Raw genomic sequence first — 16,851 nt, forward strand, 5'->3', positions numbered from 1 at the left:
ATCCTCTCTACGTAATGTTTCGACACGTTCACGATATATCGGAAACAGTCGCATGGCAACCTTCTTCGGGTGAGGTGGGTCTCGTTGGCTTGTGCTCGTCAGGCGCGGGGGAGCGGCGACACGAGGCCCGGCACCAGGGTGTGCGTGACCCGGAATCCGGCCGCCGCGACGTCACAGGTCGTGAGGTCGACGCTGATCACCTCGAGGTCACGGGCTTCGACGCGGTCCTGATACGCCTTGAGCCGCCGTTCGCCGAGCGCGGGCAGATCGTCCCAAGACCGGTCCGGCAGGTTGCGCAGCCGCGGCGCGACCCGGCTGCCTGCCCGCGGGTCGAGGTGGATCTGGTGCCGGCAAAGGGGATCGGTGACGTCGGCGAAGTCGTCGCGATAGGAGTCGAGGTAGCGCCTGTCCGCCCGGTACGGCTTGAGATCGCCGTGCTCCCGCCGCAGGGCGGCCAGTCCGCTTTCGTCGTCGAGGGTCCGATAGGTGTGGTGCAGCGCGAAACCCTCGGCGAGTGCCTGCTTGGCGGCTTCGAGCGCGTCCGGCCTGGCGGCGAAACCGAGGGACAGCCGGCGCGTCACGCGGTCGAACACCGCGGCGGCGACCACCGGGACGTCGAATCCGTTGTCGAGGGGGATGAGCGTGACCTCGTGGCCGTCCACGGTGTCGGCGATGAGCGACCGGAGCCCGTCCGGGATCGGCAGCCGCGCGAGGCGGCGCGTGTTCGCCAACCGGAGCATCGTGGTGTCGCCTTCGAGGACCTCTTCGAGGCCGGACGTGACGGCGTTCTCTCCGGAGATCCCGCTGGCGAGGCCCGACGGCAGGGGGTCGGCGAAGCGCGCTTCTCCCGCTTGCCGTTCTCGGGAAACCAGGAACGCCGGTACCCAGAGGGATTCCCCGGTGCTGTGGGAAAAGCCCTCCACCCACGAGCAGTCCGCGTCCGGCGTCAGCGGCGTGAAGGGGAAGTCAGGGGATCGGTACTGCTCGGCCGAGTAGAGGTTCAGACGGCGAGGGTCGAGCGCCGGAACGCCGTAGCGGGCGAGTCGCTCGTAGCTGGCGAAGCGCACTTCACGGTCTGGCGCGAGCCAGCTGCCGCAGTAGCGCTTCACCGCTTCGCCGACGGCTGCTTGCCGGGCGAGGTCGAAGTCGTGCCACGCCGCGCCGACGGCTTGGCGGTCGTTGGGCCAGTTCGTGACGCGGCGCATGTCCGCGACGTCGACAGCGCACACGTGCAGCCTGGCCGGCATCCCCGGCGACGTCGGGATCTCGCGGATCCCGGTCACGATCCCGGTCCGGTCGTCGATCAGCGACGCCGGTGCGGAGACCGGCCGAGTGCGATCCGGGACGGGGAGGACCGGATGGCGGACTTCGGTCAGATCCGCCGGGTTCAGGTCGATCTCGCCGGTGGTGACCGCGGTCTGTCCCCGGGCGAGCCAGCGTTCGAGGTGGGCGGCGAGATTCGCCAGCACCCAGCGGGCGTCTCCCGGATCAAGCGCGGGCAGGACCACGTCGAGCGCGTGGGTTTCCGGCGCGGCCGCGCGACGGCGGGCGACGACGTCGGCGAAGTCGATCCCGCCGGGTGTGATCGCGGGCCCGGCGATCACCCGGCCTCGTTCACGGCGCAGCGGCAGCCATCGCACGCCGCTCTCGGCGCACAAGGCGTCCAACGCGGTCAGTTCGGCGTGGGCGGGGTGATCGAAGGCCGCGACCACGACGGTGTTCTCAGCGTCCACTTCGGACAGATCTCGCAGGGCTCCCACCCTTGCGTACCTGCTCGCGGCGAGCAGTTCCGCGAGCGGCACGGTGAGTGCCCGGGATCCGGTGAGGAGAACCGTGGTTTCGGGAATGATTTTGCACCACCTCCGCCGACCGAGTCTCGGACGGCACATGACGCACGCGCGTCTCCTCGTATGCGATCCGCACGGCGGGTCCGGGCATCGGTCACGTGACCTGGGGAACAGTGCTCCGGGGCGGCCCGGGCGCGTCGGAGGTGGACATGGGAGACTGACTGGGCTATGACTGCCCTCCCTCTCGTCTTCGACGCGCCCAAGCGCGGCCTCCCGCCGCGCCACCTCGCCGACCTCACCGCCGCCGAGCGGGCCGAGGCCGTCGCCGAGCTGGGTGAGAAGCCGTTCCGCGCGAAGCAGCTGTCGAACCACTACTTCTCGCGGCTCACGGTGGACCCGGAGGAGATGACCGACATCCCGGCGGCGTCGCGGGAGAAGCTCGTCGGCGATCTGATGCCGACGCTGCTCACCGAGATCAAGGCGCTCGCCTGCGACGACGGCTCCACCCGCAAGACCCTGTGGCGCGCGCACGACGGGACGCTGCTGGAGAGCGTGCTCATGCGCTACCCGGACCGCGCGACCCTGTGCATCTCGAGCCAGGCGGGCTGCGGCATGGCGTGCCCGTTCTGCGCGACCGGACAGGGCGGCCTCGACAGGAACCTTTCGACGGCGGAGATCGTCGACCAGGTCCGTTCGGCCGCCGCTGTGATGCGTGACGGCGGGATGGCGGGCGGCCCCGGCCGTCTGTCGAACATCGTTTTCATGGGCATGGGCGAGCCGCTGGCGAACTACAAGCGGGTGGTGGCGGCCGTCCGGCGGATCACCGACCCGTCGCCCGACGGCCTGGGGATCGGCCAGCGTTCGGTGACGGTGTCGACCGTCGGCCTGGCGCCGGCGATCCGCAAGCTGGCGGACGAGAAGATGCAGGTGCGGCTCGCGGTTTCGCTGCACACGCCGGATGACGAGTTGCGCGACACGCTGGTGCCGGTGAACGAGCGCTGGTCGGTGGACGAGGTCCTGTCCGCGGCCCGGTACTACGCGGACACGTCCGGTCGCCGGGTGTCGATCGAATACGCGTTGATCCGGGACATCAACGACCAGCCTTGGCGGGCCGAGCTGCTGGCGAAGCGTCTTCGCCAGCACCTGGGCCAGCTGGTGCACGTGAACGTGATCCCGCTGAACCCGACTCCGGGCAGCAAGTGGGACGCGTCGCCGAAGCCCGTGGAGCGGGAGTTCGTCCGGCTGGTGAACGCGGGCGGAGTAGCGTGCACGGTGCGTGACACGCGCGGTCAGGAGATCGCGGCGGCCTGCGGTCAGCTCGCGGCCGAGAACTGATTTTCCCTTTCAGTGATGGAGATTTTGTCGTGATGTATGCCCCCAGCCTGTTGGACCCGGCTGCGGACGAGCTGAAGCTCACGGACGTGATCGGCCATGGCGCGACAGGGGTCGCGCGCGAGGCCCGGACGCTGCTGGGTGAGCGGTTCAGCTCGGTGACCTTCATGTACGTCCTGATGCGGGCGTTCGAGGTGGAGTACACGGCGGCGCGGGACGCTTCGCGGTGGCACGAGTTCCACGGCGGGCCGTACGCGTTGTCGGACGCCGACCTCGAAGCGCTGCTTGCGCCCTGGCTCACCCGTTGATTCAGGTCGCGGGTGCGGTGCTGAGCATCCAGTCGCTGAAGGTGGCGAAGCGCTCGGCGCTCTCGACGGCTCCATCGGCGTACTCGATCGCGTCGGAGTGTTCGCGCACCTTCTCCAAACGAGCACGACGGGCGCTCTCGTAGCGGACGAGGGCCTCGGCCGGGTCTGCTTCGCCCGCCAATTCGGCGCGCAGGACCCCGGCGTCTTCGATGCCCAGGGTGCCGCCCACCGCGAGGTGCGGGGACAGGCCGTGCGCGGCGTCCCCGATCAGCGCGACCCTGGCGGTGGTCCAGTACGGCAGCCTCGGGACGAGCATGATCTGGTTCTCCAGAATGGACTCCTCCGGCGTCGCGGCGATCATCGCCAGCAGCTCGTCGTTCCAGCCGTCCTTCGCCAGGTAGCCGGCTCCTCGCAGCGCTTGCTCCCTCTTGCCGCCGACCGATTCCCCGGCGTCGAACTGGTTGACCCACCACATGGTCTGGCTCGCCGTGACCCGGGTGTACCCGCCCCGGGTCCGGTTCGAGCCGATGGTCAGCGCCGTGCCTTCCGGACGCTCGTCACCGGAAGGCACCATCGCCCGCCAGACACGATTGCCTTCGTGCTCGACGGCCGAACTGCCCGGTACCAGAGCGGCGCGGACGTCGGAATACACCCCGTCCGCGCCGATCAGGAGATCCGCGCGCAGGGACGAGCCGTCGGCCAGGTGCACCGCCACGTCCGTGTCCTGCTCGGTGAAGCCGGTGACATGGACGTTCAGCCGGATCCGATCCAGGCCGGCGGTCTCGGCCAGCAGGGTGTTCAGGCTCGGCCGCGGCACCATCAGGAACCGGTAGCGGGACGGGTCGTAGCCGTCCGCGCGTTCCGGGTTCCCGGCGGCGTCGAAGAACCAGGCGTCGACGATGTCCCCCATGCGCCGGACGTCGTCGCCGATGCCGAGCTTGTCGAACTCCCGCAACGCGTTGGGCCACAGGCCGATCCCGGCACCCACGGCCCGCACCTGAGGGGCGTGTTCCAGCACGGTGACGTCGTGTCCGATCAGGCGCAACGACGCCGCCGTGGTGAGTCCGACCAGTCCCGCTCCCACGATCACAGTGCGCATACGACCAGCCAACAAGGGAACGTGGATGACTTCAAATGCATAGATGAGTATGCCTACCATTACCCTCGTGCATCTGGATTTGAACCTGCTGGTCACCCTGGACGCGCTGCTCGACGAGTGCAGCGTCACCGGCGCGGCCGATCGGCTGTACCTCACGCAGCCGGCCATGAGCCGGGCCCTCGCCCGGATCCGGCAGGCCACCGGCGACCAGATCCTCGTCCGGTCCGGCCGCACCATGCTGCCCACGCCCTACGCCGAGCAGATCCGCGACGAGGTGCACCAGCTGGTCACCCGCGCTCAGGCTGTGCTGACTCCGGCGGCGGACGTGGACCCGGAGACCTTGGAACGCACCTTCACGGTGCAGTGCAACGACGTCGTCATCGACGCGCTCGTCGCGCACCTTGCCGCCGACCTCACCCGGATGGCGCCCGGGGTCTGCCTGCGTGTCCTCGGCGACCCCGCCGCCGACGACGACTTGCGGCGGGGTCGCGCCGATCTCCAGATCACCAATCAGGTTCCGACGCACACCGAGGCCCGTTCGATCACGGTGCTCACCGACGAACTGGCCGTGATCGGCCGCCGTGACCTGCCGCGGCCGCCGTCGACGTGGGACGCGCTCGCCGCGCTCCGGCACGTGGTCATCTCCCGGCAAGGCGGACGTCACAACCGCGTGGACGATCTGCTGAAGGCTCGCGGACTCCGCAGGAAAGTCGCCTTCACCGTGCCGACACTGGCGCTGGCCCTCCGGATCGTGGACACGCACAACCTGGTGACTGTCGCTCCCCGGCTGCTTACCAGGCACGCGCTCCCGCCCTCGCTGCGCGCGTATCCCATGCCCGGGGCCACACCGCCGATCCCCGCTGTCCTCGCCTGGCACGCCCGCCACGACCGGGACGCCGCGCATCGCTGGCTGCGCACCCTGATCGTCGACGCGCTCGGCAAGATCACTGAAGCAGCCTTTGCGGACGATCAGCGCGAGTGATGCCGAGTGGGCCGGTAGACGAGCTCCTGAGTGTGCCCGTCGAGCGTCCGGCTCTCGATCAGTTCGAGGTCGAAGTCCGCCGCGCCCTCGAAGATCCGTGCCGCCCCGGTCTCGCCGGTGAGCACCGGGAAGATCGTCACCTGGACCCGGTCGACCAGACCGGCGGCCATCAGCGCCCGGTTCATCGCCAGGCTGCCGTGCGAACGCAACGGCACGTCGGACTCCTCCTTGAGCTTGGCGACGACGTCGATGGCGTCGCCGCTCACGATCGTCGCGTCCGGCCAAGCGAGCGATTCCCGCAGCGTCGTCGACACGACCGTCGCGGGCAGGTTCTTCAGCAGGCCGACCCACGGGTCCAGCGCCTCGATCTCCACGGCGCCCGAGGACAGCATCGCGACGTTCTCCCGAAACGTGGTGGCGCCGAAGACCATCCGCTGCTTCTCGCCGTACAAGGCGACCCGGCGCTCCAGGAACTCGGGGCCCTGCTTGCCCCAGTAGCCGCCCCAGTCGCCGGTGTGGGAGCCGTAGCCGTCGAGGCTGGAGAAGATGTCGAAGGTGTAGGTCGCGGTCATGATGTCTCCTTCTGTTCGGGCTTGCCTTCACCTCCTCTACGAACGGGGTCGGAGCCATCCGACATCGCTGGGGAAAAAGATGCGCGGTCTGTCGGTGGCGACTCGAGTTAGGGCCAAGGGTGTCTTATTGAGGGGTAAGGCAAACCTGGCGTGTTTGTTGGACGGTGTCGGTGACTCTGCGCGACACCGGGTCGTTGGCGTCGACTGTGTGGATTTTGGTGCGTTGGATGACCAGAAATCCACACACTCCTCACCCTGAGTAACAACACGCGCCCTCGTCGACCCGACACCTTTGCCTTACCCCTCAATAGAACCCGAAACGCCACTCACGACCACCCCGACCGCTTCCCCCGTCACACTGTCGCCTTGTCGATCACGTCGTTCGGCCGGATGGACCAGTCGCGCGGCGGTCATGGGCGCCGCCCGCGAAACTCGGGGAAAGACTCGAACAGGAGGGTGAACCGGATGCCCGAGACCAAGGCCAGACAGGTGCGCCACAACAAGGCCGTCCAGGTGCTCGGACGGATCGGGATGGGCTGCTACGGGCTGGTGTACCTGCTCATCGGGTACCTGGCGGTACGGATCGCCATCGGCGGTGGAGGCCAGGAGGCCGACGGGCGTGGCGCGGTCGCCGAGGTCGGCTCGACCCCGGTGGGCGGTGTCCTGCTGTGGGTGTTGGCGGCGGGGCTGGTGGCGTACGGCCTGTGGCAGGCGCTGCTCGCCGCTGTCGGGTACACCTGGATCGACAAGGAGAGGCAGCGCGCCGTCAAGCGGGTGACGTCCGGCGTGCGCTGCCTGGTGGGGATCTCGCTGGGCGTCTACGCGGCCCGGCTCGCCGCGGGCGCGGGGGAGCAGGGCAGTGCCGACCAGAAGCAGCAGGAGTACACCGCGATGCTGCTCGGGTTGCCCGCCGGTCCGTTCCTGGTGATCGCGGCGGCCGTCGTCGTGTTCGGTGTCGCCGTCGCTTCGGTGGTCAACGGTGTGCGCCGTAACTTCGTGCGGGATCTCGACCTCTCGAAGTTGCCTTCGGGGACGCGGCGATGGGTCGAGCGGCTCGGCAGGATCGGTTACGCGGCAAGGGGTGTCGTGTTCGGCGTGGTCGCGGTGCTTCTCGGCTTCGCGGCGCTGAAGCACGACCCGTCCCGCTCCGGCGGGCTCGACGCCGCTCTGCGCACTCTGGCCGCCCAGCCCTTCGGCACGGTGCTGCTCATCGTCGTGGCCGTCGGAGTCGCCGCTTTCGGCGCGTATTGCGTCGGGGCGGCACGCGCCCAGCGTGGCTGAATTCCCGCCCCGGTCCGGCGGCGAACCGAGGCGGGAGTCGGAACCTACTCGACGGCGAGTTCGCCCAGTTCCGACCAGCCGTCCTGGTCGACCTTCGCGTTGATGATCCGCGGCGTCTCGGCCAGGTACGGCGGCAGATCGCGCTGAGCCGCGCGGAAATGCTCCGAACCGACGTGGGCCGCGCCCGCGTCGTCGTCCCGGAACGCCTCGACGAGAACGTATTCGTTCGGGTCGTCCAGGCTGCGGGACCAGTCGTACCAAAGGCAACCGGGCTCGGCGCGGGTCGCTTCGGTGAAGTCGCGCGCGATTTCCGGCCACCGGTCCGCGTGTTCGGGACGGACCCGGAACTTCGCCGTGATGAAGATCATGATCGTCCTGCTTTCGTGCTCAAGAGAACGGGATTCCTCCGTCGATCATCACCGACTGGCAGGTCAGGTAATCGGAATCCGGGGAAGCGAGGTACGAAACGTACGACGCCACGTCCTCGGGAACGGAGACCCGGCCGAGATGGATCAGGTTCGCATACTTCTCGATCGCCTGCACCTTCCGGATCCTTTCCGATTCCGCCGGCTTTCGTCGATGAGGTCCCACATGGCGGTCCCGACGATACCCGGGCAGTACGCGTTCACGGTGATGCCGTGCTGGGCCCATTCCATCGCGGCGGCGCGAACGGGCGACGGGCGACGATCGACGCCGCACCGATGACCTTCCCGCCGTTCCCCTGTCCGATCATCAGCTTGGCCGCGGCGATGTCGTTGACCGCGGCGCTCAGAGCGCGGACGCCGCGCGATAGTCCTTCGGCGAAGTGCCGAGAAGCCGGGTGAACATGGTGGAGAACGCGGCTGGGCTCGCGTAGCCGAGCGAGGCGGCGATCCCGGCGATGGGCCTGCCGTCCGAAAGCAGGGAAAGGGAATGCAGGACACAGGCCCGTTGCCGCCAGCGGGCGAAACCCATCCCGGTTTCGGCGGTGAATATCCGGTTCAGGGTCCGCTCGCTCACGTGCAGCCGGGATGCCCAGGCGTCCAGCGGATCATGGATGTCCGGATCGTCCAAAAAGGACTCGCACAGCGCGCGCAGCCGTTCGTGCTTCGGCAGCGGGAGATCGAGCCGGACCGGGGCGGATCGGCGGATCTCGTGCAGGATCAGGCCGATGACCGAGGCGTCCCGCCCGCGCGGGGAGTACAGCGCCGGCACGCCGACGGCTTCGTTCAGCAGCTCCCGGAGCAGGGCTGAGACCTCGACGACCTGGCAGCGCCGAGGGAACCACGGCACCGCTTTCGGCTCGATGTACAGGCTCCTGGTGCTCACGGTCGTCGTGAAGACCTGATGGCCGGTCTCCGGCGGGACGAGCACCGCGCGCCGGGCCGGGATGGTCCACGTACCGTCGGCCGTTTCGACCCGCATCGATCCCGTGGCGCTGTAGAGGAACTGTGCCCGCCGGTGCCTGTGCAGGGGAATCCGGTGCCCTGGGGGGTAATCGGTGCGGATCGCCACCACCGCGCGGTCGAGGTGGTCGACCTCGTCGATGGGGATGTCACGCACCTCACGCACGCTACTCCGCCTGTCCGATACGCGAAAGAAAGTGTCGCCCTTTCGAATGCCCGCCGCGCCGGGAGCACCTACCGTCGGAGGAGTGTTGATCGAGATCGCGGTGCTCCTCGGGTTCGGCTGTCTGTGCGGTGTCACCACCGTCCTTTTCGGATTCGGCGGTGGCTTCATCACCGTGCCCGTCGTCTACGCCTTCGCGCTCGCCGGGCCGGACCACGCCTTGGGCGCGATGCACGTGGCGGTGGCCACCTCGACCGCGGTGATGGTGGTCAACGCCGGGAGCGCGACCCTCGCCCAGCTGCGGACCGGACGGCTTCGCCGCGACTACCTGTGGCCGCTCATCGCTTTCATCGGCCTGGGCGCCGTGCTCGGCTCTTTCGCCGCCACCGTGGCCGACGAAAGCGTGCTGCGCTGGCTCTTCGTCGCCTATCTCGCGCTGACGATCGCGGACAGCGTGGTCCGGAAGGGGTTCGTGAGCAGGCGCGAGGACACCCGGCCCCGCCCGCTCGGCGGGATCACCACCATCGCGGGCGGGACCGGGATCGGTGCCGTGGCGAGCTTCCTCGGTGTCGGGGGCAGTGTGCTCACCGTCCCTCTCATGCGGCGCAAGGGGCTGCCGATGGCCGACGCGACCGCGCTGGCGAACCCCTTGAGCCTGCCGGTGGCGGTGATCGGCACCGCCGTCTACGCCTTCGCGGCGACGGGAAGGTCTTCGGGCGGCGCTCATCTCGGTTACATCGATCTGGTGGCCGCGGGTGCGCTGCTGTGCGGGTCGCTGCCGACCATCGCCCTGACCCGCCGGATGGTCGGCCGGATCCCGGACCGTGCCCACGCGATCGCGTATCTCGCCCTGCTCGCCGCCGCGCTGATCGCGATCGTCGTGCGCTAGTGATCGGATGAGTTCGACCGAAGTCAAGTCTTGACAAGCGAGCGAGCGGGATGACAAGGCAAGTTGTCCATTAAAGATCCGACGAATCCTCTATACCTTTGTCGGATCTTGCGCCAAGATCTTCCGCATGAAACTGAGATCGATCACCAAACGCATGTTCGTTCTCGGGCTGCTGACGGTTCTCGGGACCACCGGGGCGACGTCAGTGGCCGGCGCCGACCCCTTGCCCGCGCCCTCGGACGTCAACGCGACCGGGCTGCCGCGCGGCGGCTGGGAACCGATCGGCCCGAACAGCGTCGGCGGGTTGCTGGCCGTGTCGCCCGCCGGACTCGTGATGATGCAGCCCGGCCCGCCCGCGTTGTGGCTCTCCAGCGATCGCGGCGCCTCCTGGAGTGCGCGCCGGGGTCTGCCGGCGGACACCTCCATCCAGGGATTCTTCGCCGATCAGGTGAACCCGGACCGCATGCTCGCGGTGGGCAACAAGCCAGGGAACCAGGTCGGCGAGTGGCACGGGATGCTGCTGCGCACCACCGACCGCGGCCAGACCTGGGAGACCCTGCGCGAGTGGTACCCCGACGGCGCGTTCGGCATGGCCACGGACCCGACCGGCCGGGTCGTCGTGGTGCAGAACCTCGACACGCTGAGTGTCAGCACCGACGGCGGCGAGAACTGGAACGACGTGCCGAGGACCTGGCCGCGTGAGGGGATCGCCGCGCCGGTCGGCGCGCTCAAGCTCACCATGGTCGGCGACGACGCCTACTTCACGACCGTCTACCCGGAGTACTCGCTGTGGGTGGTCCGCGGGGTCAGCACCAAGGAGCCGCGGGCCGAACTCGTCTACCGCACCAACGGCGAGGTCAACCAGGTCGCTTCGGACGGCAAGCGGTTCGTGGTCACGGTCGGCTCCGAACTGCACGGTTCCACCGACGGCGGCAAGACCTGGACGGTGCTGCGACGCGAACCGGGCGGGCAACCCCTGCGCGAGCCGCGCTTCGTCGGCGGCCGTCTGTACGTTTCGACGTATAACGACATAGACGTCAGCGCGGATTTCGGCCGTACCTGGACCCGCAAACCGGTGCCCGCCGCGGGTGAAGGCGTCAGCGACATGATCGAGCTCCCCGCCGCCGCGGGCAAACCCGCCACCACGCTGATCTCCGCGCTGTACCGAGGGGTGTACGCGGACGGCGGCAAGAGCGGCTACCAGCAGGTCGGCGTACCCGGCGAATCCATTCGCGACCTCGTGACCAGCGGGAACCTGCTGCGGGAGAACGTGGTCGCGGCCGGTGTGCAGGAGATCTACAACACCCCGCTCCCGCGCGGCAAGGTCTCCGCGACGGACCGGGCCTGGCAGTCGCACCCCACCGACAGGCTGCACGAGGACGCGCGCCTGTCCGTCTCGCCGAGCCGCCCGGACGTCGTCTGGCAGGTCACCCGGAACGGGTTCGCGCTCGACGTGCTCCGCAGCGGTGACGGCGGCCGCACCTGGCAGTTCGCGGCGAAGGCGAAGGAAGGTCTCCCCAGGGCGATCTTCGCGCATCCGGCCGACCCGGACAGGCTGCTCGTTTCAGCGTTCGCGCCCAGCGGCTATGTGCTCTACCGCAGTGACAACGCGGGCAAGACCTGGGAAAAGCTCACCACCGACATCGGGTTCATCGCGTTCGCCGGCGACCCGTGGAACGCGAACCGGGTCTGGGGCGGGGACTCCGGCGGCCTTTCCCGGTCGGACGACGGCGGCAAGACCTGGACCCACGTCTCCGGCGAACCGGTCAGTTCGATCTCGGTCAGCCGATGGGGTGGCGGGCGCGTCCTCGCCGGTGGCGCGGGCATCCTGCTCAGCGAGGACAACGGCCGGACGTTCCGGCGGGTCCTCGACGGCGGGGACTCCCGTGAGATCAGCCGGATCCTGCCGCATCCGTTCGACTTCAGGGTGTGGTTCGCGAGCAGTTCGACAGGGGGAGGCGTGCTGCGCAGCAAGGACTTCGGCCGCACCTGGTCGCCGGTGCCCGGAGCGCTCCCTGACGCCAGGGTGCTCTCGATGGCGATCAGCGCCGACGGCCGGTACCTGCTCGCGGGTACCGCGCAGTCCGGGGCGTACCGGCTGACGCTGTACTGAGTCGGAGCGCTTCGTGGCCGGAGAAAGTTCCGGCCACGAAGCGTTTACTCGGTCCCTTGCCGGATGTCAGAGTCAAGGTCATGGCCATCGACGTCGCCGCCCTCCGGCTCCACTTCCCTTCCCTCGCCGACGGAACCGCCTTCTTCGACGGACCCGCGGGTACCCAGACACCCCGGCCCGTCGCCGAAGCCATCGCCGGGACGCTGACCGCTCCACTGTCGAACCGGGGCAAGGTCAGCCCGTCCGAACTCAACGCCGAGAACACCGTCTCGGCTTTCCGTGCCGCGTACGCCGACTTCCTCAACGTGCCTGCCGAAGGCGTCGTCCACGGCCGCAGCGCCACTCAGCTGACGTACGACTTTTCGCGGCACCTGGCCAAAAACTGGCGTGAGGGCGACGAGATCGTCGTCAGCCGCCTCGACCACGACGCCAACGTCCGGCCCTGGGTCCAGGCCGCGGAGCGGGCGGGGATGACCGTCCGCTGGCTCGACATCGACCCCGAAACCACCGAACTCGGCCTCGAATCCCTTGTCCTCACCGAGAGGACGAAGCTGGTCGCGGTCACGGCGGCTTCGAACGTCCTCGGCACCAAGCCGCCGATCCGCCGGATCGCCGAGCTCGCCCACGACGCCGGAGCGCTGGTGTTCGTGGACGGAGTGCACTACGCCGCCCACGATCCGGTGGACGTTCCCGCGCTGGGGGCGGACTTCTTCGTCTGCTCGCCGTACAAGTTCCTCGGCCCGCACTGCGGGGTGCTCGGCGCGTCGCCCGCCCTGCTCGAAACCGTCGAGCCGGACAAACTCATGCCGTCGCCGGACACCGTGCCCGAACGCTTCGAATTCGGTACCCTGCCGTACGAAATCCTCGCGGGCGCGGCGGCGGCGGTGGACTTCCTCGCCGCCATCGACCCCGGATCGGGCGGTGCACGGCGGGAGCGGCTGACGAATTCGCTGGAATCCTTGCACGAACACGAAATCGCGCTGCGCGCCCGGCTGGAAAAGGGTCTGGGAGACGCTGTCACCGTCCACTGCAAGGCGGCCGAACGGACGCCGACCCTCCTGATGAGCCTCGGCGGTCGTGAGCGGGAGGCGCAACGGCATCTCGCCGAACGGAATATCGTCGCGCCCGCCGGGTCTTTCTACGCCTACGAAGTCTTCGCGGCCCTGAAACTGGAGGACCCGGCGCTCCGGGTCGGGCTCGCACCGTACACCAGCGCGGAGGACGTCGACAGGTTGCTGGACGGGTTGTCGACGTTCGGGTGACCACAGTGGACAGTCGGGCGTAACTCGAACAGGTTGGATTTCCGCGTCGTCGACGAGGGCCGTACTACCGTGCGTTCATGATCGACAACGGGAGGTTCGGGATGCGTTTCCGGTCGATGGCGGCTTCTGCCCTTCTCGGCTGCGCGCTGTGCGTGGCGCCGGCGGCACTCGGCGCCGGCGCCCAGTCGCTCGCGATCCAGCCCTGCCCCGAGGTCAACGATCCGCCGAACTACACGATCTCCAATGGCGCCAAGGCCTGGATGAAGACGAACCTGCGCAGCGACTACCTGCGCGGGCCGGGCACGATCACCTACAACAAGACCACGACCTCCTCGGTCAACGCCTCCATCACCGGTACGACCAGCGCCGAGGCGGGCGTCATCTTCGCCAAGGCCAGTGTCTCGCTGGCGGTGACCGTCGGCGCGAGCTATTCGAAGTCGGATTCCTGGTCCTACGCCGCGACAGTGCCCGCAGGGAAGACCCTGCGGCTGCAGCAGTACAAGGAAGGCCGCTCGTTCACCGTGCAGAAGTACCGGATCGTCCCGCCCTGCAAGGTGAAGTACCTCTGGAAGAAGAAGGCCGTCGCGCCGGTGAAGAGCCCGAGCTACCTGTGGCAGCTCGTCAGCTGACCCGGTTTGGGACCGGTGACAAGACTCCTCCGCCGGATCTTGTGATCGGTCCCATGGACCCGCGGTGACCGGACCGACACCCTGGGAAGGGAACGTCGCGGGCAACGGGGCCCGGACGGAACGGGACGGTGACCACCATGGTGGGACTTCGCTCACGGACACTGATCGCCGGGATGGTCGCGCTCGCGACCGTGGGCATCACGCCCACCGCGACGGCCACGACCGGGATCACGGACCGGTGGAGCGCACCCGGTCCCTTCGCGGTGACAGTCGAAGCCCTCGACAGCACGCACACCGTGTACCGGCCCTCGCGGCTGGAGAAACACCCGGTGATCCTGTGGGGCAACGGAACCGGCGCGAACCCGAAGATCTACGACGGCCTGCTGCGCCATCTGGCCTCCCACGGTTTCGTGGTCGCGGCGGCCGACACCCCGAACGCGGGCTCCGGTGCGGAGATGCTGGCCGGAGCCACCACCTTGATCGCCGAAAACTCCCGTCCGGGCAGCGTCTACCAGGGAAAGATCGACACCGCGCACATCGGCGCCACCGGCCACTCCCAGGGTGGCGGCGGGGCGATCGCCGCCGGCGCGGATCCCCGCGTCACCGCCACGATCCCGATCGAGCCGGGGCCACAGGGCTCCGCCACCGCCCTGAAAGGACCTTCGTTCTTCCTCGGTGGCCAGTTCGACGTCATCGTCGTTCCCGGGCTGCTGGTCATCCCGCGGTTCCGGCTCGCGAACCAGGTGCCCGCGATCTACGGCGAACTCGGCAAGGCGACCCACTTCACGCCGGTCGGCGACGGTGGCGGATTCCGCGGCGCGATCACGGCGTGGTTCCGGTTCTGGCTTTCCGGCGACGAGCGGGCCCGCGCGGAGTTCTTCGGTCCTTCCTGCGGGTTGTGCGGTGACGGGGCGTGGTCCGGCGTCCAGCGCAACGCGAAGGCTCTGGCGGTTCCAGGGGCTTGATCGCCGGTTCTTGTCGGTGCTCCGGGTTAGGGTTTGCCACAGCAGCCTGAACTGGAGGGACAACCTGTCATGACCACTCTCGACAACCGGCCGAATACCGCGCTCCTGGTCGTCGACGTCCAGAACGGTGTCGTCGACGAGGGCCACGAGCGCGACTCCGTGGTCGCGAACATCGGCGCTCTCGTCGGCAAGGCGAGGAAGGAAGACGTCCCGGTCGTCTGGGTTCAGCATTTCGATGAGGAGCTCGTGCGCGGGAGCGAGGAATGGCGCATCGTCGGCGAGCTGACTCCCGAGGACGCCGAGCCACGCGTCGACAAGTCCTATGGGGACTCCTTCGAGGATACCGATCTGGAGAAGGTGCTGGCCGGACGCGGCGTCGGGCGGCTCGTGGTCGTCGGGGCGGAGACCGACGCCTGCATCCGCTCGACACTGCACGGCGCCCTGGTCCGCGGGTATGACGCGACGTTGGTCGGCGACGCGCATACGACGGTGGACAAGACGGAACGGGGAGCTCCGACGCCGGAGCAGGTCATCGCGCATACGAACATGTACTGGCGGTATCAGGCCGCGCCGGGCCGGAAGGGAGGGACGGTCAAGACCGAGGACGTCGAGTTCAGCGCCTGAACCGCCTCAGTGCTTGCCCTGCCAGCGAGCGATCAGTAGGCAGGCGTCGCCGGTGAAAGTGTTGCGACAGTGGGATTTCGCCGCCTGAAGCACCTGCCGGACGGTTTCGGACGGGATGTGCCCGATGTTGGCGTCGAGGCATCCGGCGAACGCGAACCGGTCGCCGTCGGCGACGCGTGCGTTCGAGAGGCCTTCGGTGTGCAGGACCAGGAGATCTCCGGGGCGCAGCCCGGTGGTGGCTATCCGGCCGGGCGGTCCGCCGCCGAACGACGGGCGCCCCGCGCCATCCAAGGTGGACTGTCCGTGCTCGGAGCCGAGTAGGAGCGGCGGCTTCCCGCCCGCTTCGAGATAGCGCAGACCGCCGTCGGCCAGGTTCACTTCGGCCAGCGTGCCGCGGACCTTGGTGCCGTTGCCGAACTGTGTCGCCAGCGCTTTGTCGACAGCGGTCTCCTGCTCACGCAGACCGTGGCCCTCGCGGCGGGCGGAGCGGTAGGCCGCTAGCGCCGTCGAGACAGCCAGGCCCGCGGAGGTGACGTCCCGGTCGGCGTCGAAGACCGCCAGCCAGGCTGTCGTTTCGGATAGCGCGTAGTCGAAGGTGGCCCCGCGGACGTCGTGGGCGGGCTCGATGCCGCCCGCCACCTCGATGTCGCGCGTCGCCGCGGTCAAGGGAGGCAGGCTCTGCGAGACCAGCTCCGCGATGGGGCCGCGCCGTGGTTGGCGCCGTGTCTTGTCGAGACCGTCCCCGTACCGCATCGCGGCGGCGATGAGGTGGCCGGACAGCGACGCGAGCCATTGGCACTGGGTGCGCAGGGCGGGATCGTGGAGATCGGCGTCCGGGCCGGCTTCGACCTCGAGCACGCCCATGCGCTCGTCACCGTCCAGCAGCACGGTCCACAACCGCGGGATTCCCGGCCCCTCGGCCAGAATGGTGCCGGCCTGCCGGTACACCCGGCCGGCGGTACTGGCTTCGATGGGCAGCGGTACCCGGTCGCGGGCCGCCCCGCCGGGGACCGGGAGGAGCCTGCGCTGGTCGTGGTCGGCGAGGTAGACGATGACCTCCAGGTCCAGCGCGCGGCCCGCCGCGGCGATGACCTCGGGCAGCCGCTCCGGGGTGGCCCGGTGGGCGCCGGCGAGGAGTCCCACCAGCGCGGCCAAGGGGCCGCGAGGGCGGGTGTTCTCGGCCGTTTCGAGGCTGTACGGCGCCCGGCGTGCCCCGGAGAACTCTTCGAGGCGCTCGTTGATCGCGTGCGCCACCATGTCCCGCTGGATCCTGGGCAGGGGGATAAGCCCCTGCATGAACGCCTCCAGCTCGAGTTCGCTGACGTCACCGCCCAGCGCGAAATACCTGAGCCACAGCTGTTCCAGGGTGAGTCCGGTTCTGGCGAAGCACGCCGCGACGATCCGTCGTTGCTGCTCCGCCTGGAGCGAGGACAAGGTGATCACTCCCGGGTTCTCGGCGT

17 protein-coding genes are annotated in these 16,851 nt (G+C 69.0%); 10 read left to right on the forward strand and 7 right to left on the reverse strand.

Annotated features, from left to right (window positions below):
• Positions 1-98 precede the first annotated feature (98 nt).
• Positions 99-1,802 carry a YcaO-like family protein gene (locus ACZ6YV_RS27330; protein WP_465512320.1) on the reverse strand — a complete coding sequence of 568 codons (1,704 nt, stop codon included), beginning with the start codon at positions 1,800-1,802 and terminating at the stop codon, positions 99-101.
• 213 nt (positions 1,803-2,015) lie between these two features.
• Here ACZ6YV_RS27330 and rlmN point away from each other — a divergent pair, with 213 nt between their 5' ends.
• Positions 2,016-3,122 (forward strand): dual-specificity RNA methyltransferase RlmN, encoded by a 1,107-nt coding sequence (gene rlmN, locus ACZ6YV_RS27335; RefSeq protein ID WP_465512321.1) that lies wholly within the window; start codon positions 2,016-2,018, stop codon positions 3,120-3,122.
• Between the two features lie 32 nt (positions 3,123-3,154).
• Positions 3,155-3,427 (forward strand): hypothetical protein, encoded by a 273-nt coding sequence (locus ACZ6YV_RS27340; protein WP_378241178.1) that lies wholly within the window; start codon positions 3,155-3,157, stop codon positions 3,425-3,427.
• A 1-nt stretch (position 3,428) separates the two neighbouring features.
• Here the strand turns inward: ACZ6YV_RS27340 and ACZ6YV_RS27345 are convergent, their stop codons facing one another.
• Positions 3,429-4,526, reverse strand: a complete 1,098-nt coding sequence (locus ACZ6YV_RS27345) for an FAD-dependent monooxygenase (RefSeq protein ID WP_465512322.1) — start codon at positions 4,524-4,526, stop codon at positions 3,429-3,431.
• Between the two features lie 67 nt (positions 4,527-4,593).
• Here ACZ6YV_RS27345 and ACZ6YV_RS27350 point away from each other — a divergent pair, with 67 nt between their 5' ends.
• Positions 4,594-5,508, forward strand: coding sequence for a LysR family transcriptional regulator (locus ACZ6YV_RS27350; protein WP_465512323.1), 915 nt, complete (start codon positions 4,594-4,596; stop codon positions 5,506-5,508).
• On the opposite strand, the gene ACZ6YV_RS27355 is transcribed toward ACZ6YV_RS27350, so the two are convergent.
• Entirely contained in the window at positions 5,496-6,080 is a 585-nt protein-coding gene (locus tag ACZ6YV_RS27355; RefSeq protein ID WP_465512324.1) for a dihydrofolate reductase family protein, read from the reverse strand. The genes ACZ6YV_RS27350 and ACZ6YV_RS27355 overlap by 13 nt on opposite strands.
• A gap of 465 nt (positions 6,081-6,545) precedes the next feature.
• On the opposite strand from ACZ6YV_RS27355, the gene ACZ6YV_RS27360 reads away from it, so the two are divergent.
• Positions 6,546-7,361: a DUF1206 domain-containing protein gene (locus tag ACZ6YV_RS27360; protein WP_465512325.1), complete on the forward strand. Its 816-nt coding sequence runs from the start codon at positions 6,546-6,548 to the stop codon at positions 7,359-7,361.
• A 44-nt stretch (positions 7,362-7,405) separates the two neighbouring features.
• Here the strand turns inward: ACZ6YV_RS27360 and ACZ6YV_RS27365 are convergent, their stop codons facing one another.
• The 3 genes from ACZ6YV_RS27365 to ACZ6YV_RS27375 all read right to left on the reverse strand — a co-directional run bounded on the left by ACZ6YV_RS27365 (position 7,406) and on the right by ACZ6YV_RS27375 (position 8,903).
• Complete coding sequence (locus ACZ6YV_RS27365) at positions 7,406-7,729, reverse strand: putative quinol monooxygenase (protein ID WP_465512326.1); 324 nt, start codon at positions 7,727-7,729, stop codon at positions 7,406-7,408.
• A 19-nt stretch (positions 7,730-7,748) separates the two neighbouring features.
• Positions 7,749-7,904 carry an SDR family oxidoreductase gene (locus tag ACZ6YV_RS27370; protein WP_465512327.1) on the reverse strand — a complete coding sequence of 52 codons (156 nt, stop codon included), beginning with the start codon at positions 7,902-7,904 and terminating at the stop codon, positions 7,749-7,751.
• A 225-nt stretch (positions 7,905-8,129) separates the two neighbouring features.
• Positions 8,130-8,903: an AraC family transcriptional regulator gene (locus ACZ6YV_RS27375; protein ID WP_465512328.1), complete on the reverse strand. Its 774-nt coding sequence runs from the start codon at positions 8,901-8,903 to the stop codon at positions 8,130-8,132.
• Positions 8,904-8,994: 91 nt separating this feature from the next.
• On the opposite strand from ACZ6YV_RS27375, the gene ACZ6YV_RS27380 reads away from it, so the two are divergent.
• The 6 genes from ACZ6YV_RS27380 (at position 8,995) to ACZ6YV_RS27405 (ending at position 15,391) form a co-directional block, all read left to right on the forward strand.
• A complete protein-coding gene (locus ACZ6YV_RS27380) occupies positions 8,995-9,798 on the forward strand; it encodes a sulfite exporter TauE/SafE family protein (protein WP_465512329.1) in 804 nt (267 codons plus the stop codon).
• Positions 9,799-9,925: 127 nt separating this feature from the next.
• The gene (locus tag ACZ6YV_RS27385; RefSeq protein ID WP_465512330.1) at positions 9,926-11,911 is read left to right on the forward strand and encodes a WD40/YVTN/BNR-like repeat-containing protein; all 1,986 of its coding nucleotides are present in this window, start codon (positions 9,926-9,928) and stop codon (positions 11,909-11,911) included.
• A gap of 80 nt (positions 11,912-11,991) precedes the next feature.
• Positions 11,992-13,173, forward strand: a complete 1,182-nt coding sequence (locus ACZ6YV_RS27390; RefSeq protein ID WP_465512331.1) for a cysteine desulfurase-like protein — start codon at positions 11,992-11,994, stop codon at positions 13,171-13,173.
• Between the two features lie 77 nt (positions 13,174-13,250).
• Complete coding sequence (locus ACZ6YV_RS27395; RefSeq protein ID WP_465512332.1) at positions 13,251-13,802, forward strand: hypothetical protein; 552 nt, start codon at positions 13,251-13,253, stop codon at positions 13,800-13,802.
• Positions 13,803-13,939: 137 nt separating this feature from the next.
• A complete protein-coding gene (locus ACZ6YV_RS27400; protein ID WP_465512473.1) occupies positions 13,940-14,767 on the forward strand; it encodes a poly(ethylene terephthalate) hydrolase family protein in 828 nt (275 codons plus the stop codon).
• A 69-nt stretch (positions 14,768-14,836) separates the two neighbouring features.
• Entirely contained in the window at positions 14,837-15,391 is a 555-nt protein-coding gene (locus ACZ6YV_RS27405; RefSeq protein ID WP_465512333.1) for a cysteine hydrolase family protein, read from the forward strand.
• 6 nt (positions 15,392-15,397) lie between these two features.
• On the opposite strand, the gene ACZ6YV_RS27410 is transcribed toward ACZ6YV_RS27405, so the two are convergent.
• On the reverse strand, positions 15,398-16,834 hold the full coding sequence (locus ACZ6YV_RS27410) for a PP2C family protein-serine/threonine phosphatase (RefSeq protein ID WP_465512334.1): 1,437 nt from the start codon (positions 16,832-16,834) through the stop codon (positions 15,398-15,400).
• Positions 16,835-16,851: the final 17 nt, after the last annotated feature.

The sequence above is a fragment of the Amycolatopsis sp. NPDC102522 genome (assembly GCF_055584485.1).